Source organism: Pseudosulfitobacter sp. DSM 107133, assembly GCF_022788695.1.
Taxonomy (GTDB): Bacteria; Pseudomonadota; Alphaproteobacteria; order Rhodobacterales; family Rhodobacteraceae; genus Pseudosulfitobacter.
In genome coordinates this window covers 2,786,388-2,806,290 of sequence record NZ_CP085154.1, presented here as the reverse complement: position 1 = coordinate 2,806,290, position 19,903 = coordinate 2,786,388, and the positions used below count along the sequence as shown (strand labels likewise).

The window sequence follows — 19,903 nt, the reverse complement described above, 5'->3', positions numbered from 1 at the left end:
CGCCATGGTTATGCAGACGAATATCGACACGCGCTCCGAACGATTGCGCGAGGCTTTGGAAACGGCGCTGGGCGTCAAGGCGCGCACATTCGACGCCGCCCTGCGCAAGGCGGGGCGCCGGTTGCCCAAACGGGTGCGCCAGCAAGGCGCCGTGGTGGCCCGCGCACAGGCCATCGACGGCCATCCCAAGTTGCGACGCACGATTGATCTGGACGCGGTCACCCGCGCCGAGGCCGAAGTGCTGGCCCATCTGAAAACGATTGACCGCGCCGATTTGCGCCGCGGGCGGCTGTTGGGGCTGGCCGGTGTGATTGTGTTCAACCTGTTGGTGATCGTGGCTCTGTTCGTGGGCTGGATGGTTTGGTCCGGGCATTTGTAATCCACAAACGGCCAGACCGCGCCAGATTTAGTCCGAGACGGTAAACGTGGCAGAGGAAGCCCTGTCGAGGTCCAGAGGCTGCTGTGCAAAACTGCTGCCTGCATTCTCATGGCTCGTTGTCAGAAGTTTGGTCTGTGACAAGATCACCAAAGACACAACCAATGTGGCGAGCGCCCCCAGCAACAGCGCCTCCCTTGCGGGTCTGCGGGAATGCCCTGTCTGATCGGTCTGCGGACGGGGTGTTGTTCGTGCCGACACCGGGCGTGCAGGAATGGGCGGTGCCGATAGCGGTTTGATGGTTGAAGGCGGGCTGACGGCAGCAAAGGCCCTTGCTTCCCTGTCGCAACAGAATTCGAACATGCGGGCGCGTTTGGTGAAAATCTGGCCGGGCCGGGCCAAAATCCTGGTGACCTGTCCGGGCAAATCAAAACTATAGGTGTGCTGCGCGCCTGCGCTGTCCATCAACGTATAGATCGGATGGGTATCTGGATTCACATAATCGCTGACCTGCACATAAATCGCCTGCACCCGAAGCGGGTAGGGCAGGGTGGCCTCGTCAGGCAGGGCCAGACCGTTGGTGGACGGTCCTATGTCACTCTGGGCGCGGGCTTTCGCCATACGTCAGCCTCCGTTCAGGTCTAAGGCTTTGGCGAAGGATGGACCAAAAATCCGGGGACTTCAAAGTGAAATTGTTTTGTTTACAAATGCAAACACCCGCAGCGCCAAGGCTGCGGGTGTCATCGGTCTGGCCTTGCGGGCTTACAGGTTGGGGTACATCGGGAAACGTGCGCACAAATCCGCGACTTCGGCGCGAACCTTGGCCTCGACCTCGGAATTGCCGTCTTCGCCGTTTGCGGCCAGTCCGTCGACAACCTGAATGATCCAGTCACCGATCTGGCGGAACTCGGCCTCGCCAAAGCCGCGGGTGGTGCCGGCGGGCGAACCCAGACGGATGCCGCTGGTGATTGTGGGTTTTTCGTCGTCGAAAGGAACGCCGTTCTTGTTGCAGGTGATGTGCGCCCGGCCCAGTGCCTTTTCGGTGGCATTGCCTTTGACGCCTTTGGGACGCAAATCGACCAGCATCACATGGGTGTCGGTGCCGCCGGTAACGGTATCAAGGCCGCCCTTCATCAACTGGTCTGCCAGTGCTTGCGCGTTCTTGATGACCTGCTGCTGGTAGGTCTTGAACGAAGGGTCCAGCGCCTCGCCAAAGGCGACAGCCTTGGCCGCGATCACATGCATCAGCGGGCCGCCCTGAATGCCGGGGAAGATGGCGCTGTTGATCTTTTTGGCGATGGCTTCGTCATTGGTCATGATCATGCCGCCGCGCGGGCCGCGCAGGGTTTTGTGCGTGGTGGTGGTTGCCACATGCACATGCGGGAACGGCGAGGGGTATTCGCCTGCGGCAATCAGACCGGCAAAGTGGGCGACATCCGCCAGCACATAGGCACCGACCTTGTCGGCAATCTCGCGGATGCGGGCAAAGTCGATGTGGCGCGGAATGGCCGAACCGCCCGCGATGATCATCGCCGGTTTGTGCTCCAGCGCCAGCGCTTCCATCTGGTCATAATCGATGTTCAGCGTGTCGCGTTTCACGCCGTATTGCACGGCGTTGAACCATTTGCCCGACTGGTTGGGGGCTGCGCCGTGTGTCAGGTGACCACCTGCGTCCAGGCTCATGCCCAGGATGGTCGCGCCGGGTGTCAGCAGCGCCTGGAATACGCCCTGGTTCGCCTGCGAACCCGAGTTCGGTTGCACATTGACGAAATCACAGCTGAACAGCTGCTTGGCACGGTCGATGGCCAGATTTTCAGCCACGTCGACAAACTGGCAGCCGCCGTAATAGCGCCGTCCGGGATAGCCTTCGGCATATTTGTTGGTCAGCACCGAACCCTGCGCTTCCAGCACGGCAGCCGAAACGATGTTCTCAGAGGCGATCAGCTCGATTTCGTCGCGCTGGCGGCCCAGTTCGTCTGTGACGGCGCCGAACAGTTCAGGGTCGCGGTCGGCAAGGCTTTGGGTGAAAAAGCCGGGTGTTGTGGCGGACATGTGCAATTCTCCATGCGTGGCGTGAGGTATTGCGCCGCTTCCTAACGGAAACCGACGGACTGGCAAAGCGGGTAATACGACGTAAAGTCCTAAGATTGCGGCTGCGCTGGTGCCTTGCGGAATAATATGTTTCAAATCGTGCAGCTTCGTGCCGATAGGAAACCCTGATGTCGCTAAAAATTGCCATTGCTGCCAGTGCGGCCCCTGTTGCGCAGGCCGCCTATACGGCGTTGGTGAAACGCTATGGGGATGTCCCGCAAGAAAGCGCTGATGTAATCGTGGCGCTGGGCGGCGACGGCTTTATGCTGCAAACGCTGCATGCCACACAGGATCTGCCCGCACCGGTCTATGGCATGAACCGTGGTACAATCGGCTTTTTGATGAACGAATATGCCGAAAGCGACCTTGTCGAACGGTTGCAAGCGGCGGAACAGGCCGAGGTGAACCCGCTGGCGATGACTGCCACCTGCGGCGATGGTACGGTCCATCATGCGCTGGCGATCAACGAGGTCTCGCTGCTGCGTGCCGGCCCGCAAGCGGCCAAGCTGCGCATCACGGTTGATGGCCGCCTGCGTCTGGATTCGCTCAGCTGTGACGGCGCTTTGGTTGCTACGCCCGCAGGGTCCACCGCCTATAATTACTCCGCGCACGGCCCGATCCTGCCGATCGGTGCCGATGTGCTGGCGCTGACCGCCGTTGCTGCCTTTCGTCCGCGCCGCTGGCGGGGGGCATTGTTGCCCAAAACCGCCGAAGTGCGCTTTGACGTGCTTGAACCGGAAAAACGTCCGGTGATGGCCGATGCCGACAGCCGCTCGGTGCGCGATGTGCGCACTGTTGTGATCCGCTCCGAGCCGCGCATCGTGCACCATATCCTGTTCGATCCCGGCCACGGCCTTGAAGAACGGCTGATCTCGGAACAGTTCAACTGAGTCTTCTTCATCTTGCCGGATAAACTCCGGGGGGAGGCGCGTATGCGCCGGGGGGCTGGCCCCCGATCCTGACGGCTGCAAACAGCCTCTCGCATGGCGGGAAATCGTGCTATCTTGCGGCCATTCACCCGCATTCATTTTCAGGACAAGGCACATGGCATTCTATCAATCGCTTAAACACGCCTATCCCCACGGGCGCACCGTCCCGGGGCAATCCGGCTGGATCGCAGACCGACTGCTGCGCTTGCGCGCACTGCTGAACGGGCAGATCACCGCACGCCGCCAACCCAATTCTCTGATCATCGGCAGCTGGAACATTCGCCATTTTGACGGTGGCCGTCCGCGTCTGGCCGAAAGCTTTCACTATATTGCCGAGATCATCGACCATTTTGACATCTGCGCCATTCAAGAGGTGAAATCGACCGAGGCGATGGTGCGACTGATGAAGCTGCTGGGGCCGAACTGGGATTACTTCATCAACGACAGCTCCGGCTCGGGGCGCGGCAATCATGAACGCATGGCCTTTGTCTATAACCGCAACCGCGTGCGTTTTCGCAACCTGATCGGTGAACTGGTGCTGCCCAAGGGGGCATTGCCCGGTGACGAACAGGTGGGGCGCACGCCGTTTTTTGCCGCGTTTCAGGCGGGGTGGTTCCGCTTTACCCTGTGCAACGCCCATATCGTTTTCAAAGAAGAACAGGGCCGCCCCCTGCGCGAGGACGAAATTGGCGTGATCGCCCGCGAACTGGCCAAACGCGCCCGCGCCGAGGATGAGGTGCATATTTTTCTGGGCGACATGAACATCGAAAGCCGCGACGATGCAGGCATGGTCGCGCTGACGGATGCGGGCTTTCATGTGCCCGACATCGGGGCAACGTCACTGACGGGCACCAAACATTACGACCAGATCGCCTTTGTCGGGCCGCCATCTGAATCGCATATGCTGGCCCATGGTGTGATCCGCTGGCACGAGGCCGTGTTTACCGAAGCTGAAATGTCCGACTACGAGGAAATTGCCAAGGCGATCCGCACCGCGCCGGACACCGGCAAGCCTTATGCCGACTGGCCCGGCACCTATGGCGATTGGCGCACCCACGAGATGTCGGACCACCTGCCGGTCTGGGTCGAGCTGGAGGTGGACTATTCCAACGCCTATCTGGCCGACATCGCGCAGGCGCCGATCGGCTGAAGCGCGCCCGCTTGTTTCGACACTGCCCCGCTTTTCATGGAACGCCTTACAGAGTTGGGCGTTGGGTATGCAGACGCAAACACAAAGGAGTTTCACCATGAACTGGGATACAATCCAAGGCAACTGGAAGCAGCTGACCGGGTCGATCCAATCGAAATGGGGCGAGCTGACCGACGACGAAGTACAGGAAGCCAAAGGCGATCGCGAGGTGCTGGTTGGCAAGATTCAGGAACGCTATGGCGTGGCGCGAGACGAGGCGGAACGTCAGGTCGACGAATGGGCAGACAGCGCCAAGGCGATGTTCTGAACCTTTCGATACCAAGGTCAAAAAAGCCCGCAGCGCAGGATGCGTTGCGGGCTTTTGCTGTTCTGCCATGGGCGATCAGCCGCCTGCGTAACCGATGGCTTTCAAAGCGTCGCTGATTTCGTCCAGAATGGCGGGGTCATCAATGGTCGCGGGCATCTTGAACGCCGCGCCGTCGGCGATTTTCACCATTGTCGCGCGCAGGATCTTGCCCGAGCGTGTCTTGGGCAGCCGGTCGACCACCACGCATTGTTTGAACGCCGCCACCGGCCCGATCTGGTCGCGGATGCGTTGCACGCATTCGGCGGTGATGTCGCTGTGGGGGCGGTTCACGCCTTTGGTCAGGCAGACGAACCCGATGGCATTCTGTCCTTTCAGATCGTCCGCCACGCCGATTACCGCGCATTCGGCTACATCCGCGTGGCCGGCCAGCACTTCTTCCATGGCCCCGGTGGACAGGCGGTGCCCTGCCACGTTGATCACGTCATCGGTGCGCGCCATGATGTAAAGATAGCCATCGGCGTCGATCATGCCGGCATCGCCGGTCTCGTAATAGCCGGGGAATGTGTGCAGATAGCTTTTGCGGAACCGCTCTTGGGCCTGCCACAGGGTTGGCAGGGTGCCGGGCGGCAGGGGCAGCTTGATCGCAATCGCCCCCAGTTCGCCCGCGGGCAGGGCGCGTCCGCCTTCGTCCAGAATTTGAACGTCATAGCCGGGCATTGCCACAGTGGGTGATCCGATCTTGACCGGCAATGCTTCCAGCCCCGCAGGGTTGCCCGCGATGGTCCAGCCGGTCTCGGTTTGCCACCAGTGGTCGAAGACCGGCACGCCCAGCAAATCCTGCGCCCATTCGATGGTGTCAGGATCGGCGCGTTCGCCGGCCAGATACAGCGCGCGCAGACAGCTCAGGTCATAGGGTTTGCGAAAATCGCCCTTGGGATCTTCACGCTTGATGGCGCGGAATGCGGTGGGGGCGGTGAAAAAGCTGCGCACGTTATGTTCAGAGATCACCCGCCAGAAGGTGCCCGCATCGGGCGTGCCGATGGGTTTGCCCTCGAACACAACAGTGGTGTTGCCGTGGATCAGGGGGCCATAGCAGATATACGAATGCCCCACGACCCAACCGACATCGGAAGCGGCCCAGAACACATCGCCGGGATCGACGTTATAGATGTTCTTCATCGACCAGTTCAGCGCCACCAGATGCCCCGCGGTGGGGCGCACCACGCCCTTGGGTGCGCCGGTGGTCCCGGATGTATAGAGGATATAGGCGGGATGCGTGCCCTCAACCGGTACACAGTCGGCGGGGGTGGTGCCGGCCTGGAAATCGGTCCAGTCCAGATCGCAGCCCTCAATCATCGGGGCCATTTCTTCTTCGCGTTGCAGGATCACGCAGAATTCGGGCTTGTGGGTCGCCTGTTCGATGGCACCGTCCAGCAGCGGTTTGTATTTCACCACGCGGTTGGGCTCCAGCCCGCAAGAGGCGGCAATAATCGCCTTGGGTGCGCAATCGTCGATGCGCACCGCCAGTTCATGGGCGGCGAAGCCGCCGAACACCACAGAATGGATCGCGCCAAGACGGGTGCAGGCCAGCATGGCCACCAGCGCTTCGGGAACCATCGGCATATAGATAATGACGCGGTCGCCCTTGGTGATGCCCCGGGCCGCCAGTCCGCCGGCAAAGCCTGCGACCTGTTGTAGCAATTCGGCAAAGCTGGTCTTGGATTTGCGCCCGGTGATCGGGCTGTCATAGATGATGGCCGTGCGGTCGCCATTGCCTGCGATGACGTGACGGTCAACCGCATTATAGCATGTGTTCACCCGCGCATCGGCAAACCATTCATAGATATGGTCGCCACGGTCAAACAACGCCTGAGAGGGTGCAACGTCCCAATCAATGGCCTTTGCTGCCTCAAGCCAATAGCCTTCGGGGTCGTTCTGCCAGCGCGCGTAGGTCTCGCGGTATCCCATAATGTGTCCTCCCTCTCTTGGGATCAGTCATAGGCTGCGGCCTATGGTCTTGTCCAATACAAGAGAGGGGCGGGTTCTGCGGTATTTCAGCGCGCAGTTGCAGACGGAAGTTACGCGCAAATGTGAAAGGGACAGAACGCATACGGCGGCAAATCCGTTCCGCGAAAATTCACTGCCCCGCGCGGGAAAATGCTGCATCAGCCAACCTTGGCTCATGGCGTAGAGAATCTGGCAACCTTCTGCCGTTAAAAGGAAAATACTGCATCTGCACGCAAATAAATCCCTTCCTTCGACTCGGGTTCAGGTACAGATTACGCGCAGGCCCGACGTTGTGCCGGGCCGCTTGCAAACGAGAGTATGCATCATGGCCACATCGCCAAAACCGCAGCCGAAAAAAGCACCCTCCAAACCCGGTGCCAAACCCGCGCAGAAATAAACCGCCAGCCGAAACGCAAAACGCCGCCCCGGAAACGGGACGGCGCCATGTCTGTGCGACTTAGCCGTATTGAGTAACCGGCGTGCCGGCGATGGCCGACATGTTCAGCAAGCCGCGCGCGGTGATCGACGGGCTGACGATATGGGCGCGGTTGCCCATGCCCATCAGGATCGGACCAACCTCAAGCCCGCCGCCCTTCATTTTCAGAATGTTGCGCACGCCCGACGCTGCATCGGAGTTGGCAAAAACCAGCGCATTGGCCGCGCCTTGCATGCGTCCGCCCGGCAGCAGCCGTTCACGCAGCTCGGGGTCAAGAGCGGCGTCGATGTTCATCTCGCCTTCATAGCAGAAATCGCGGGGCTCGGAATCGAGGATTTCCAGCGCTGCACGCATGTGCACGCCGGTGCCGCCGGGTTGACTTCCAAATTGCGATTGCGAGCACAGCGCGACGCGCGGCTCGATGCCAAAGCGGCGCATGTGCCGCGCCGCGCCGATCACAATCTGCGCGATGTCATGGGGTGTCGGTGTCGGGTGAACATGCGGATCGGCAATGAACAGCGGCCCGTCTTCGAGAATCATCATCGACAGGGCGCCCACGGGATGCAGCTCTTGGGTGCCCAGCACCTGTTCAATGTAGTTCAGATGCCATTTGAATTCGCCGAAGGTGCCGCAGATCAGACTGTCGGCTTCGCCGCGATGTACCATGACCGCACCAATGGCGGTGGTGTTGGTGCGCATGATGGCGCGGGCCAGATCGGGGGTGACACCCCGGCGGGCCATGATCTCGTGGTAGGTGCCCCAATAGTCACGATAACGCGGATCGTTCTCGGGGTTCACCAGATCGACATGTTCGCCCAGCTTGATGGTCATGCCTGCACGCTCGATCCGGGACTCGATCACCTCGGGGCGACCAATCAGGATCGGGCGTTCGGTCGTTTCCTCGACCATGGCCTGCGCGGCGCGCAGCACGCGCTCGTCCTCGCCCTCGGCAAAGACGATGCGACGCGACATGGTGCGCGCGGCTTCGAACACGGGGCGCATCAGCAGGGCGGATTTGAACACCGATCCGTCCAGCTTGGTCTTGTAGGCTTCGAGATCTTCGATGGGGCGGGTGGCCACCCCGCTGTCCATTGCAGCCTTGGCCACGGCGCTTGAAACGATGCCCACAAGACGCGGATCAAAAGGCTTGGGAATCAGGTAGTCAGCGCCAAAGGTCATCTGCTCGCCCTGATAGGCGGCAGCGGCCTCGGCGCTGGTGGTGGCGCGGGCAAGGGCTGCGATGCCGTCAATACAGGCCAGCTGCATTTCGTCGTTGATCGTGGTCGCCCCCACATCCAGCGCGCCGCGAAAGATGAAGGGAAAGCACAGCACGTTGTTGACCTGATTGGGAAAATCGCTGCGGCCTGTGGCGATGATCGCATCGGGCGCAACCTCGCGGGCCAGATCGGGCAGGATTTCAGGCGTCGGGTTGGCCAGTGCAAAGATGATCGGGCGTTTGGCCATCTTGGTGACATGCGCTTGGGTCATCACACCGGGGCCGGACAGGCCCAGAAACAGGTCGGCCCCGTCAATGACATCGTCCAGCGTGCGCAGGTCGGATTTTTGCGCAAAAGCAGCCTTGGCGGGGTTCATATCTTCGGTGCGGCCTTCGTAGACCAGCCCGTGAATATCGCACAGCCAGACGTTTTCGCGCTTTACGCCCAGTTTCAGCAGCATGTTCAGGCAGGCAATGCCCGCAGCCCCGCCGCCGGTCGAAACAATCTTGATATCCTCGAATGCCTTGCCGGCAACGTACAGCGCATTGGTCGCCGCCGCACCCACTACGATCGCGGTGCCGTGCTGGTCGTCGTGAAAGACCGGAATATTCATCCGCTCGCGGCAAATTCGTTCAACGGTAAAGCAATCCGGTGCCTTGATGTCTTCCAGGTTGATCGCACCAAAGGACGGTTCCAGCGCGCAAACGATATCGGCCAGCTTTTCAGGATCGGATTCGTTCACTTCGATGTCGAAGCAATCAATGCCCGCGAATTTCTTGAACAGGACGGCCTTGCCCTCCATCACCGGTTTTGACGCCAGCGCCCCGATGTTGCCCAGCCCCAGTACGGCGGTGCCGTTGGTGACCACGGCCACCAGATTGCCCCGCGCTGTATACCGTGCAGCGGTTGCAGGATCGGCCTTGATTTCAAGGCAGGCCTCGGCCACGCCGGGCGAATAGGCCCGGCTAAGATCACGCCCGTTCGCAAGTGGTTTGGTGGCGCGGATTTCCAGTTTTCCCGGCTTGGGAAATTCGTGGTAATCAAGGGCGGCTTGGCGCGTCGAGGGGGTGTCGGACATTGGTTTGGCTCCGGGTTGATCAATTTAGTTTAGCGTTAAACTACTTTTTCCGGCAGGCCAACAGCTACCGGTAAGCTATCTGCGAGGCGCTGCCTCGCGCTCCGGGATATTTAAGGCCAAAAGAAAGCGGTGGCTTGTCAAACGGCTGCGGTCGGGACAGGTTGGGACTTCGGAGGATGCTATGAGTGAAACGCGGGCACAGGTGATATTGCCGACGCAGGATCTGCGCGGTGACATCGGGTTTTTCACCAAGCGGCTGGGGATGCGGATGGACATGATCTATCCGGCGGATGATCCGGCGGTGGCGGTGTTTTCGGGGCACGGTCTGGCGGTGCGGCTGGATTCGGGGCTGGATGCGGCTGCGGGGCGGCTGCTGATCCGATGTGCGGAACCGGCGGATTTTGCCGAAGGTGCGCTGGAGGTGACCGCGCCGGGTGGAACGCAGGTGACAATCGAGGCCTTGCAACAGCCGGTGGTCATGCCCGACACGGTCCATTCTTTTGTGGTGCGGCGACTGAAGGATCAGGCGCCCTGGGTCATCGGCCGTGCGGGCATGCATTACCGCGACCTGATTCCCGACCGTTTGGGCGGGTCGATTATTGCCAGCCACATCCGCATTCCCGACGGCGGGCCGGTGCCTGACATGGTGCATTACCATACGGTCGGGTTTCAGTTGATCTTTTGTTATCGGGGCTGGGTTGATCTGGTCTACGAAGATCAGGGTGAACCGTTCCGCCTGTACGCAGGCAACTGCGTGATACAGCCGCCCGAGATCCGCCATCGCGTGCTGTTCGCCAGCGACAACATCGAGGTGATCGAGATCGGCGTGCCGGCCGAACATGTCACGACCATTGACCACGATATGGAGTTGCCCAACGGCCCGGCCAACCCGGACCGCGTGTTCCAGGGCCAGCGGTTTGTGCATCACAAGGTGGACGAGGCGACGTGGCAGCCGTTTCGCATGGGTGGATTTCAATCACGCGACACCACGATTGCGGCGCATACCGACAATGTGGCGGGTGTGCATGTGGTGCGGCGGGGCACGGGCACGCCGGAGTGGTCATGGCATGACAGCGACATTCTGTTCACCTTTGTGATGGACGGCACCATGGAATTGCATGGCGAAGGCCGTGATCCCTATCCGCTGGAGGCAGGCGATGCATTTGTGGTGCCGCCGGGAATGAGGGTCCGCTATGCCGATCCTTCGGATGATCTGGAATTGTTGGAGGTGTCCTTGCCGGGCGTGTTCAACACCCGAACAGGAGAGAGTTGATGACGTTGAAACAAGCCGCCACAGATGTGCGCGAAAAGGCCTATGCGCCCTATTCCAACTTCAAGGTGGGGGCGGCGATCACCGGGGCTTCTGGCACCGTTTATGCGGGTTGCAACGTGGAAAACGTGGCCTATCCCGAAGGCACCTGTGCCGAGGCAGGCGCCATCGCTGCGATGGTGGCGGCGGGTGAGACGCGGTTGACCGAAGTTTACGTGATCGCAGGCAGCCCGATGCCGGTGACCCCCTGCGGCGGGTGCCGCCAAAAGCTGGCCGAGTTTGGCGCAGGCGACGTGGTTGTGACCATGGCGACCACCGGCGGGGTCGAGCAGGTGATGACGCTGGCCGAATTGCTGCCAGGGGCCTTCACGCCCGATCACATGAAATGAGCGATTTTTCGGCACGCGATATCATTGCCACCCTGCGTGCAGGCGACACCCCGTCGCGCGATGCTTTGGCGTGGTTTGCCCAAGGGCTGGCCGATGGCGCGGTCAGTGATGCGCAGGCGGGGGCCTTTGCCATGGCGGTCTGCCTGAACGGGTTGAGCGACGAGGGCCGTGTCGCGCTGACCTTGGCGATGCGCGACAGCGGGCAGGTGTTGGGCTGGGATCTGGGTGGCCCGGTGCTGGACAAACATTCCACCGGCGGCGTGGGCGATTGCGTGTCGCTGGTGCTGGCCCCTGCGCTGGCCGCCTGCGGGGCATTCGTGCCGATGATTTCGGGGCGGGGCCTGGGGCACACCGGCGGGACGCTGGACAAGCTCGAGGCGATACCGGGCGTAAATGTGAACCTGGACGCGGCGCAGTTTCACGATGTGGTTGCGGGCGCGGGCTGTGCGATTGTCAGCGCTACAGGTGACATCGCTCCTGCGGACAAGCGGCTGTATGCGATCCGCGATGTGACGGCGACGGTGGAGAGCCTGGACCTGATCACCGCGTCGATCCTGTCGAAAAAACTGGCAGGCGGGCTTGAGGGGCTGGTGCTGGACGTCAAGGTCGGCTCGGGCGCATTCATGAAGGATATGACTGCCGCGCGGGCGCTGGCCGAGGCGCTGACCCAAACCGCGAACGCCGCGGGGTGCCGCACGTCGGCGTTGATTACCGATATGAATCAGCCGCTGGCCCCATCGCTGGGCAATGCGCTGGAAGTGTCCGAGGTGATGGCGGTGTTGACGGCAGGCAACACCGATGCCCCGTTATCGCAGATCAGCGCGGCGTTGGGCGGGGTGTTGCTGGCAGGCGCAGGGCTGGCGGCAGATGCCGACGCAGGGGCTGCACAAATCGTGCAGGCGATCCGCAGCGGTCATGCCGCCGAACGCTTTGGCAAGATGATCGCGGCGATGGGCGGGCCGGTGCAATTCGTCGAAAACCACGCACGCTTCCTGCCCGAGGCAACAGTGATCCGCGAGGTTGCGACCCCCAAGGCCGGCACCGTGCGCGCCATTGATGGCGAGGCGTTGGGCCGTGTCGTTGTGGCCCTTGGCGGCGGGCGCGCGGTGGAAAGTGATGTGGTCGATCCGGCGGTGGGCCTGTCGCGCGTGCTGCGTCTGGGCGACGCCGTGGCCAAGGGGCAGCCGCTGGCGGTCATCCACGCCGCGCGGCCCGATCAGGCCGACCGCGCCGAGGCAGCCGTGCGGGCTGCGTTCACTGTGGGCGATCGGGCGCTGAAAGCCCCGTCCCTGATCCACGCGTGGGTGTCGTGATGGGCCGTGCGTTTCTGGTGGTGATCGACAGCGTCGGCATTGGCGGCGCGCCGGATGCGGACACCTTCTTTAATGGCGATGTGCCCGATACAGGGGCCAACACGCTGGGCCATATCATCGCAGCCTGCGCGACAGGGCAGGCGGAAGAGGGCCGCTCGGGACCGCTTCACGTACCGCATATGATGGCGCTGGGCCTTGGCGCGGCGGTGACATTGGCCAGCGGGCAGGCGGTCGATGGCCCTGTGCCCATCGGCACATGGGGGGCAGCCACCGAAGTGTCGCGGGGCAAGGATACGCCGTCGGGGCATTGGGAACTCGCAGGGCTTCCGGTGCCGTGGGAGTGGCACTATTTCCCCGATGAAACCCCTGCATTTCCCGATGATGTCGTGGCTGCAGTCTGCAAGGCGGCGGGCACGGCGGGTATTCTGGGCAATTGCCATGCCTCGGGCACCACGGTGATTGCCGATCTGGGGGCAGAGCATCTGCGCACCGGTTGGCCGATCTGCTACACCAGCGCCGACAGCGTGTTCCAGATTGCCGCACACGAAGAGCATTTTGGCCTCGACCGTTTGCTGCAACTTTGCGCGGATGTGGCACCGCTGCTGCATGACATGAAAGTGGGCCGTGTGATCGCGCGCCCCTTCGTGGGCGATGTGGGCAATTTCCAGCGCACCGGCAACCGCAAGGACTTTGCCATTCTGCCCCCCGCGCCGGTGCTGACCAACCGGGTGCAGGACGCAGGCCGCGCGGTCTATGCGGTGGGCAAGATTGGCGACATCTTTTCGATGCAGGGCATTGACGAGGTGCGCAAAGGCGACGACCGCACCCTGATGGGGCATCTGGGCGACCTGATCCGCGAGGCGGCAGACGGTTCGCTGACATTCGCCAACTTTGTGGAATTCGACAGCCTTTATGGACACCGCCGCGACGTGTCCGGCTATGCGCGCCATCTTGAATGGTTCGACACCGAACTGGGCGCGCTGCTGCGGCAGTTGCGGGAGGGTGATATGCTGGTGATCACCGCCGATCACGGCAATGATCCAACGTGGGTTGGCACCGATCACACCCGCGAACGTGTGCCGGTTCTGGTGGCGGGCAAGGGCGCGGGCACGCTGGGGCAGATCGCCTTTACCGATGTGGCGGCGCTGGTTCTGGAGCACCTGGGGGTGGCACAATAGGCACGACACAGGTTGTCTCGGGCCTTCGCGCTTGGCACATAGGGACCAAGCAAATTTGGAGAGCGCCATGAGCGAGCATGTCACCGTCGTCGATCACCCCCTTGTCCAGCACAAGCTGACCATCATGCGTGACCGCGACACGCCGACGGCTGTGTTCCGCCAATTGCTGCGCGAAATCAGCCAGTTGCTGGCCTATGAGGTGACGCGCGGCCTGCCGATGACGACCAAGCGGATCGACACGCCCATGCAGCCGATGGACGCGCCGACGCTGGATGGCAAGAAGCTGGCGCTGATCTCGATTCTGCGGGCGGGCAACGGGTTGATGGACGGCGTGCTGGAACTGATCCCCTCGGCGCGTGTCGGATTTGTTGGCCTTTATCGGGACGAGGAAACGCTGAAGCCCGTGCAATATTATTTCAAAGTGCCAGAAGGTCTGGATGACCGGCTGGTGATTGCGGTTGATCCGATGCTGGCCACGGGCAATTCGTCGGTCGCAGCGATTGACCTGCTCAAACAGGCGGGTGCCACCAATCTGCGGTTTTTGTGTCTGCTGGCCGCCCCCGAAGGCATCGCCACCATGCAGGCAGCGCATCCCGATGTGCCGATTGTGACAGCGGCGATTGATGAAAAGCTGAATGATCGCGGCTATATTGTTCCGGGTCTGGGCGATGCGGGTGACCGTATGTTCGGCACCAAATAGGCGCGCCCCACCTTCGGGTCGGGACCCTAGAATGCTTGCCTTGCCTCTAGTTATGGGGCATCGTGGTCGATACTATATATAGTATCGACCAAATCCTGTGGGGGCGCAGATGAAAGTTACCAAAGCAATTGCAATTGCTGTGATCGCAGTGTCGACAAATGTCGACGCTGGGCACGCGCAAAGTCTGTCACGCGGTGAGATTACACCGGCTGAATTTCCCTCTGCCAGCTACAAGGGCTTGCAGTATATCGACAGCAAAGGCTGCGTCTTTATCCGCGCGGGGATTGACGGAAACGTCACCTGGGTGCCGCGCGTCAACCGGTCCCGCAAGGTGATTTGCGGCCAGACGCCGACCCAGGGCGTGCAGACCGCTGCCGGTGCGCCGTCCGGGCAGGGGACACCACAGCAGATTACGCTGAACCCCGCACCCGCAGCCAAGCCCGCGCCACGCAAAGTGGCCACAGCACCTGCGCCCAAGCCCGCACCAAAAGCGGTTGTGCGCCGTGCACCTGCCGTTGCACCTGCCGCTGTTCCCGCACCCAAGCGGGTTGTTGTTCAGGCGCCCCGGCCCGCCCCGTCGCCTGCTGCGCCGAAAACAGTCTACAAATCCACACCTGCGCCAAAGCCGGCCGCACCGGCCCCGCGCGTCGCCGCTGCCACACCGCGGCAACCGGCCTGTCAGGGCGCTTCGCCGATCAGTTCGCGTTATATCAACTCGGGCGTGCGCGGCGCGGTGCGCTGCGGCCCGCAAGCCGAGCCAATTGTTGCCGGAACACGTCGTGTTGTCGCGGCAGCGCCTGCCACGACGACCTATGCCGCACCCAGTTACAGTGCCCCAAGCTACGCGGCTCCAAGTTACACCGCGCCGGTCTATGCCGCACCTGCACCGCAACGCTCTGCTCTTACAGGGCAAACCCGCGTGGTGCCCAAACACGTCTACACACACCGTCTGAACACCCGCAACGCACCGCTTCCCGAAGGGTATCGCCCTGCATGGACCGATGACCGCCTGAACCCTTACCGCGCCGAGCAGACGCTGGACGGCCACGCGGGCATGTTGCTGATCTGGACGTCGACCGTGCCGCGTCGTCTGATCGACCAACGCAACGGTGTCGATGTGACAGCCAAGGTCCCGCTGGTCTATCCCTACACGGACATTGCCACGCAACAGCGCGAGCTGGGGATCGTGACAATCGAGAAACGTCAGGGATTCCTGGTCAAACGCATCCAGCGCAATGCGGGCACCTACCGTGCGCCGACGATTTCAAGCCGCTCGGCACCGGTCAAAGCGGCCCCCGCACAGGCGGCAACTGCGGTGCGGGCTGCGCCCAAACCCCAGCAAGCCAAAGGCGAGCGGATCTCGGGCAAGGGGTATGTCCAGCTTGGGTATTACAGCGGGTCCGACAGCGCCCAGCAGGCCGCGCAACGTGCCAAACGTTTGGGGATGTCCACGCGGATTGGCAAATTCACCCGCAGCGGTCAGGAAATGCGTCTGGTGCTGGTCGGACCGTTCAGCACGCCCGCGGCCCAGAAAAGCGCACTGGCGAAAATGCGCGGTGCCGGTTTCTCTGGCGCTGTGCTGCGTTAATTTGAATATGACAGCGGCGGCATGGCGCAAGCCTCAGCCGCCGCAGATCGCCTGAAGCCGCAACCAGTCGGCATCTTTCAGAACCGGTGCAGGGGTTTTTCCTGCCATCGGGTCGCCTTCGATCAGCGCCAAAGTCCGTTCGCCTGAAATGTCCTGTGCATAGGCGTAGGGAGTGCTGCGCACTTGCGCGCCCGCAAATGCCGCCAACAGGTCCTGATCGCCCACATCCGGGCGCGCGGCTGCCACGACGGTTTCCGCATAACGATCCAGAACACGTTCGGGCATTTCGCCCGTGGTCAGCAAGGTGATGCTGCCGCGCAGCCCTGCGGTCGACAGCAGGTCGCGCAGGCCGGACTGGTTGGCACGACGCACTTCTTCGGCCAGAATATAGCCTGCAACAACGTCCGGTTCTTCAAAATCCTCAACCAGCGCCCGGTTGATCAGCACCTTGCCTCCCGGCAAGGCAAGGCTTGTGCGCACCCCTCCGCGCAGCACCGCGATGCCGCCCGTTGCACCGGTACGGACCGCGAGCTGCTTGAGGGCACGTTCCGATTCAGCTGTCTCGCAGGGCGGACCCGCAACCCGCTCGATGCGGACCAGCAGTTCCCGGCCGATCTCGGTGCGGGTGACTTCGGGCACCACCTTCATTGCGTGGTTCACCAACGCGCCGGGCAGCCAGAAGATCAGCAAGGCGGCCACCGCCGTTGTCGACAAGGTCGCCCCCAGCCAGCGCAATCTGCCCGGCCGCGGCCGCGATTTGATCACCGCGCGGCGCAGGGTCTCGATGGCCTCGATCATCTGGGATTCGTCGGCCTGCAACTGCAAGGTTTCGCCCGGATCGCCATCGGGATGAAAGGTTGCGGGATCATCGCTTGTGCCCGCCCGCTCGATGGCGGCCAGGGACCAATGGGTCAGGGCGGTGTCGTTCAGGCTGGAAATGACAAGCGTGGCATCGCCAATCGAAACAACCACCTCGCGGCGTTGCTCGTCAGGCGTCTGGCGCCAAAGGCCCGTCGCTTCGAGACGGGCGTATTTCTTGAGGGCGGTCATTGTCTGCTCGGACAGCCTTGTGTGTGTGTGGCAACCTAGCACGTCGAAATGCGGGCGCAAAGAGTCTGGAAAGATGTGGAACCGGGGCCAGCCCCGGACCCCGGAGTTTATCCGGCAAGATGAAGCCGGTCAGTCGAGTGTGGCGGCCTGCTTGCGCAATTCGAATTTCTGGATCTTGCCGGTGGATGTTTTTGGCAAATCACCGAAGACGACCCGTTTGGGGGTTTTGAAACCGGCCAGTTTGCTGCGGGCAAAGGCGATCATTTCTTCGGCGGTCGGGCTGGTCCCGGATTTCAACTCGACAAAGGCACAAGGGACCTCGCCCCATTTGTCATCGGGTTTGGCCACCACGGCGGCAAGGTTCACGTCCGGGTGCGCCATCAGCACACCTTCGACCTCGACTGACGAGATGTTTTCGCCGCCCGAGATGATGATGTCCTTGGCCCGGTCGGCAATCTGGATATAGCCGTCGGCATGCTGAACGGCCAGGTCGCCCGAGTGGAAATATCCACCGGCAAAGGCCTCTTGCGTGGCTTGCGGGTTCTTGAAATATCCCTTCATTACCGAATTGCCGCGGATCATGATCTCGCCTTGATGGGTGCCGCTCATGGGCACTTGTTCCATGGTGTCGGACATCACGGTGATGTCTTCCATCATCGGCATGGCAATGCCCTGACGAGCTTTGATCGCGGCGCGGGCGTCCTGATCCAGTGCGTCCCAATCCTCGGGGCGCCACAGGCATTCGGTGACATGACCATAGGTTTCGGTCAGCCCGTAGACCTGCGTGACGTTAAAGCCGATCGCCTCCATCTTGCTCAGCGTGGTGGGGGCGGGGGGCGCGCCTGCGGTAAAGACCTGTACCTGATGGTCAAAGTCGCGGCGTTCGTCGGGGCCTGCGTTGACCATCATGTTCAGCACAATGGGCGCACCGCCGAAATATGCGACCTTTTCATCGGCGATGGCGTTATAGATCGCGCCGGCAGTGACATCACGGCAGCACACCAGCGTGCCGCCCAGCAGGGGCATCATCCAGGTGTGGTTCCAGCCGTTGCAGTGAAACAGCGGCACGATGGCCATGAACACCGGATGCAGTGTCATCCGCCAGCTGACCGGCGTGCCCATGGTCATCAGGTACGCGCCGCGATGGTGGCACACCACCCCCTTGGGCCGCCCGGTGGTGCCCGATGTATAGTTCAGAGCGATGCTTTCCCATTCGTCCTGCGGCATCTGCCAGTCATAGGACGGATCGGCGCCGGCCAACACCTCCTCGTAGACCGGATGCCGCCCCGAGGCGGGCCAGCCGTGGGCGGCGTCGGGCACTTCGATGATGCGCAGGTCAGAGCCGGATTGCGCCTTGGCGGCTTCCGCCAGCTCGATAAACTGGCTGTCGGCCAGCACGACCCTGGCACCGCCGTGGTCAAAGATATAGGCCACCGTATCCACGTCCAGCCGGGTGTTGATGGTATTCAGCACGCCACCACAGGCGGGCACGCCGAAATGCGCTTCGGCCTGTGCGGGCAGGTTGGGGATCAGCGTGGCCACCACATCGCCCGACGCGACCCCCAGCGCCGCCAGCGCCGAGGCCAGCCGCGTGCAGCGGTCGTGGTAGTCGGCATAGGTGACACGGTGATCGCCGTAAACCACTGCCGTGCGACCGGCAAAAGCCATACGCGCACGGCGCAGGTGCGACAGCGGTGTCAGCGGCACATGGTTGGCGGCACATTTGTCCAGCCCGGTCTCATCGCTCAACCATCCCATTTTGGCATCTCCCTCTTGCTGCTAGGTGCGCATCCGTGCGTTGTATGAAATCAAATATGGCAGAGGGCAGTGCGTTGCAAAAGAAAGATAACTCCGTCGCGGTATCCAATGTCAGAACCCTGCCTGCGGCGGGTGCCAGCGCGGGGGCGGACACGCGTCCGGTGATGGCGGCCGGGTCGATGCTGATTGCCATGGTGCTGATCGGCTTTGTCGACAATTACGTGGCAACCATCGCAACCGAAGTTAGCGTCTGGCAATTTCTGGCGGTGCGGTCGGTGATGGCTCTGGCGCTGGTAGCAGGGCTGTCACGGGCCGGGCTTGGTACGCTGAAACCCCGACGCTGGTGGGCTGTGGCGCTGCGCAGTCTGCTGGTTGCCATCGGCTTGATGTGCTATTTCGGCTCGCTCGCCTTCATGCCCATCGCGCAATCCCTGGCGGGGTTGTTCACCTCGCCGATTTTCGTGCTGCTGATGACGGTTCTGGTGTTGCGCCAGAAGATCGGCCCGTGGCGGGTGGTTGCGGTGGTGGTCGGCTTCAGCGGCATTCTCGTGGTGCTGGGCGTGCAAGAGGGGCTGCCGGGCACGATCATGTTGCTGCCCGTCGCGGGCGGTTTCTTTTACGCGATGGGGTCATTGGCCACCCGATTGCTGTGTGCCGAGGAAAGCACGATCTCCATGCTTGCAGGTATCATGGGCCTGCAAGGGGTGGTCGGCGCCTGTGTCCTGATCGTCCTTGCCGCGATTGCCCCCACCGTTCCCGATGGCGCTGCCGGCTTTTTGTTGCGCGGCTGGGTCTGGCCGATTCCTTCGATCTTCCCGCTGATCGTGTTGCAGGCGTTTGTCTCGGTTGTCGGGGTCTTCTTCCTGATCCGCGCCTATCAGTGGGGCGAGGCCAGCCAGGTCAGCGTGCTGGAATACACCATCATGATCTTTGGCCCCTTCTTTGGCTGGCTTCTGATGGGCCAGGTGGTGACACCTTCCATGATCGCGGGCATCTTCCTGATCATGATTGCAGGCATCATCATCGCCGTGCGTTCTAAATGACCCCGCTTTCTTTTGGCACTAAA

The 19,903-nt window shown here is 62.0% G+C and carries 17 protein-coding genes; 11 read left to right on the top strand and 6 right to left on the bottom strand.

The window, feature by feature from the left end:
• The first annotated feature begins 4 nt into the window (after positions 1-4).
• Positions 5-379 (top strand): hypothetical protein, encoded by a 375-nt coding sequence (locus DSM107133_RS13810; RefSeq protein WP_114291434.1) that lies wholly within the window; start codon positions 5-7, stop codon positions 377-379.
• 27 nt (positions 380-406) lie between these two features.
• On the opposite strand, the gene DSM107133_RS13805 is transcribed toward DSM107133_RS13810, so the two are convergent.
• Positions 407-997 (bottom strand): hypothetical protein, encoded by a 591-nt coding sequence (locus DSM107133_RS13805; protein ID WP_114291435.1) that lies wholly within the window; start codon positions 995-997, stop codon positions 407-409.
• 141 nt (positions 998-1,138) lie between these two features.
• Positions 1,139-2,428, bottom strand: coding sequence for a serine hydroxymethyltransferase (glyA, locus tag DSM107133_RS13800; RefSeq protein WP_114291436.1), 1,290 nt, complete (start codon positions 2,426-2,428; stop codon positions 1,139-1,141).
• Positions 2,429-2,595: 167 nt separating this feature from the next.
• Here glyA and DSM107133_RS13795 point away from each other — a divergent pair, with 167 nt between their 5' ends.
• The 3 genes from DSM107133_RS13795 to DSM107133_RS13785 all read left to right on the top strand — a co-directional run bounded on the left by DSM107133_RS13795 (position 2,596) and on the right by DSM107133_RS13785 (position 4,853).
• Entirely contained in the window at positions 2,596-3,357 is a 762-nt protein-coding gene (locus DSM107133_RS13795) for an NAD kinase (RefSeq protein ID WP_114291437.1), read from the top strand.
• 154 nt (positions 3,358-3,511) lie between these two features.
• Positions 3,512-4,546 (top strand): endonuclease/exonuclease/phosphatase family protein, encoded by a 1,035-nt coding sequence (locus DSM107133_RS13790; protein ID WP_114291438.1) that lies wholly within the window; start codon positions 3,512-3,514, stop codon positions 4,544-4,546.
• A gap of 97 nt (positions 4,547-4,643) precedes the next feature.
• Positions 4,644-4,853 carry a CsbD family protein gene (locus tag DSM107133_RS13785; protein WP_114291439.1) on the top strand — a complete coding sequence of 70 codons (210 nt, stop codon included), beginning with the start codon at positions 4,644-4,646 and terminating at the stop codon, positions 4,851-4,853.
• Between the two features lie 75 nt (positions 4,854-4,928).
• Here DSM107133_RS13785 and DSM107133_RS13780 read toward each other — a convergent pair whose 3' ends face one another.
• Positions 4,929-6,821: an AMP-binding protein gene (locus DSM107133_RS13780; protein ID WP_114291440.1), complete on the bottom strand. Its 1,893-nt coding sequence runs from the start codon at positions 6,819-6,821 to the stop codon at positions 4,929-4,931.
• 496 nt (positions 6,822-7,317) lie between these two features.
• Entirely contained in the window at positions 7,318-9,591 is a 2,274-nt protein-coding gene (locus DSM107133_RS13775; RefSeq protein ID WP_114291441.1) for an NADP-dependent malic enzyme, read from the bottom strand.
• A gap of 181 nt (positions 9,592-9,772) precedes the next feature.
• Between DSM107133_RS13775 and DSM107133_RS13770 the strand changes: the two genes are divergently transcribed.
• The 6 genes from DSM107133_RS13770 (at position 9,773) to DSM107133_RS13745 (ending at position 16,029) form a co-directional block, all read left to right on the top strand.
• Complete coding sequence (locus DSM107133_RS13770) at positions 9,773-10,864, top strand: cupin domain-containing protein (RefSeq protein WP_114291442.1); 1,092 nt, start codon at positions 9,773-9,775, stop codon at positions 10,862-10,864.
• The gene (locus tag DSM107133_RS13765; protein ID WP_114291443.1) at positions 10,864-11,250 is read left to right on the top strand and encodes a cytidine deaminase; all 387 of its coding nucleotides are present in this window, start codon (positions 10,864-10,866) and stop codon (positions 11,248-11,250) included. Before DSM107133_RS13770 ends, DSM107133_RS13765 begins: the two co-directional genes overlap by 1 nt.
• Complete coding sequence (locus tag DSM107133_RS13760) at positions 11,247-12,563, top strand: thymidine phosphorylase (protein WP_114291444.1); 1,317 nt, start codon at positions 11,247-11,249, stop codon at positions 12,561-12,563. Before DSM107133_RS13765 ends, DSM107133_RS13760 begins: the two co-directional genes overlap by 4 nt.
• A complete protein-coding gene (locus DSM107133_RS13755; protein WP_114291445.1) occupies positions 12,563-13,741 on the top strand; it encodes a phosphopentomutase in 1,179 nt (392 codons plus the stop codon). Before DSM107133_RS13760 ends, DSM107133_RS13755 begins: the two co-directional genes overlap by 1 nt.
• A 67-nt stretch (positions 13,742-13,808) precedes the next feature.
• The gene (upp, locus tag DSM107133_RS13750) at positions 13,809-14,441 is read left to right on the top strand and encodes a uracil phosphoribosyltransferase (protein ID WP_114291446.1); all 633 of its coding nucleotides are present in this window, start codon (positions 13,809-13,811) and stop codon (positions 14,439-14,441) included.
• A gap of 109 nt (positions 14,442-14,550) precedes the next feature.
• Complete coding sequence (locus tag DSM107133_RS13745) at positions 14,551-16,029, top strand: SPOR domain-containing protein (RefSeq protein WP_114291447.1); 1,479 nt, start codon at positions 14,551-14,553, stop codon at positions 16,027-16,029.
• Between the two features lie 33 nt (positions 16,030-16,062).
• Here the strand turns inward: DSM107133_RS13745 and DSM107133_RS13740 are convergent, their stop codons facing one another.
• On the bottom strand, positions 16,063-17,079 hold the full coding sequence (locus tag DSM107133_RS13740; RefSeq protein WP_114291448.1) for a hypothetical protein: 1,017 nt from the start codon (positions 17,077-17,079) through the stop codon (positions 16,063-16,065).
• 129 nt (positions 17,080-17,208) lie between these two features.
• Complete coding sequence (locus tag DSM107133_RS13735) at positions 17,209-18,837, bottom strand: AMP-binding protein (protein ID WP_114291449.1); 1,629 nt, start codon at positions 18,835-18,837, stop codon at positions 17,209-17,211.
• Positions 18,838-18,911: 74 nt separating this feature from the next.
• Between DSM107133_RS13735 and DSM107133_RS13730 the strand changes: the two genes are divergently transcribed.
• Complete coding sequence (locus tag DSM107133_RS13730) at positions 18,912-19,880, top strand: DMT family transporter (protein WP_243253559.1); 969 nt, start codon at positions 18,912-18,914, stop codon at positions 19,878-19,880.
• The last annotated feature ends 23 nt before the right edge of the window (positions 19,881-19,903 follow it).

Bases quoted from the DNA above. Each gene is read 5' to 3' on its own strand.
- DSM107133_RS13735 (WP_114291449.1), bottom strand. From the start codon at position 18,837: ATGGGATGGTTGAGCGATGAGACCGGGCTGGACAAATGTGCCGCCAAC.
- DSM107133_RS13760 (WP_114291444.1), top strand. From the start codon at position 11,247: ATGAGCGATTTTTCGGCACGCGATATCATTGCCACCCTGCGTGCAGGC.
- DSM107133_RS13770 (WP_114291442.1), top strand. From the start codon at position 9,773: ATGAGTGAAACGCGGGCACAGGTGATATTGCCGACGCAGGATCTGCGC.
- DSM107133_RS13790 (WP_114291438.1), top strand. From the start codon at position 3,512: ATGGCATTCTATCAATCGCTTAAACACGCCTATCCCCACGGGCGCACC.
- DSM107133_RS13745 (WP_114291447.1), top strand. From the start codon at position 14,551: ATGAAAGTTACCAAAGCAATTGCAATTGCTGTGATCGCAGTGTCGACA.
- DSM107133_RS13810 (WP_114291434.1), top strand. From the start codon at position 5: ATGGTTATGCAGACGAATATCGACACGCGCTCCGAACGATTGCGCGAG.
- glyA (WP_114291436.1), bottom strand. From the start codon at position 2,428: ATGTCCGCCACAACACCCGGCTTTTTCACCCAAAGCCTTGCCGACCGC.
- DSM107133_RS13780 (WP_114291440.1), bottom strand. From the start codon at position 6,821: ATGGGATACCGCGAGACCTACGCGCGCTGGCAGAACGACCCCGAAGGC.
- DSM107133_RS13775 (WP_114291441.1), bottom strand. From the start codon at position 9,591: ATGTCCGACACCCCCTCGACGCGCCAAGCCGCCCTTGATTACCACGAA.
- DSM107133_RS13755 (WP_114291445.1), top strand. From the start codon at position 12,563: ATGGGCCGTGCGTTTCTGGTGGTGATCGACAGCGTCGGCATTGGCGGC.
- DSM107133_RS13805 (WP_114291435.1), bottom strand. From the start codon at position 997: ATGGCGAAAGCCCGCGCCCAGAGTGACATAGGACCGTCCACCAACGGT.
- DSM107133_RS13765 (WP_114291443.1), top strand. From the start codon at position 10,864: ATGACGTTGAAACAAGCCGCCACAGATGTGCGCGAAAAGGCCTATGCG.
- DSM107133_RS13795 (WP_114291437.1), top strand. From the start codon at position 2,596: ATGTCGCTAAAAATTGCCATTGCTGCCAGTGCGGCCCCTGTTGCGCAG.
- DSM107133_RS13740 (WP_114291448.1), bottom strand. From the start codon at position 17,079: ATGACCGCCCTCAAGAAATACGCCCGTCTCGAAGCGACGGGCCTTTGG.
- upp (WP_114291446.1), top strand. From the start codon at position 13,809: ATGAGCGAGCATGTCACCGTCGTCGATCACCCCCTTGTCCAGCACAAG.
- DSM107133_RS13785 (WP_114291439.1), top strand. From the start codon at position 4,644: ATGAACTGGGATACAATCCAAGGCAACTGGAAGCAGCTGACCGGGTCG.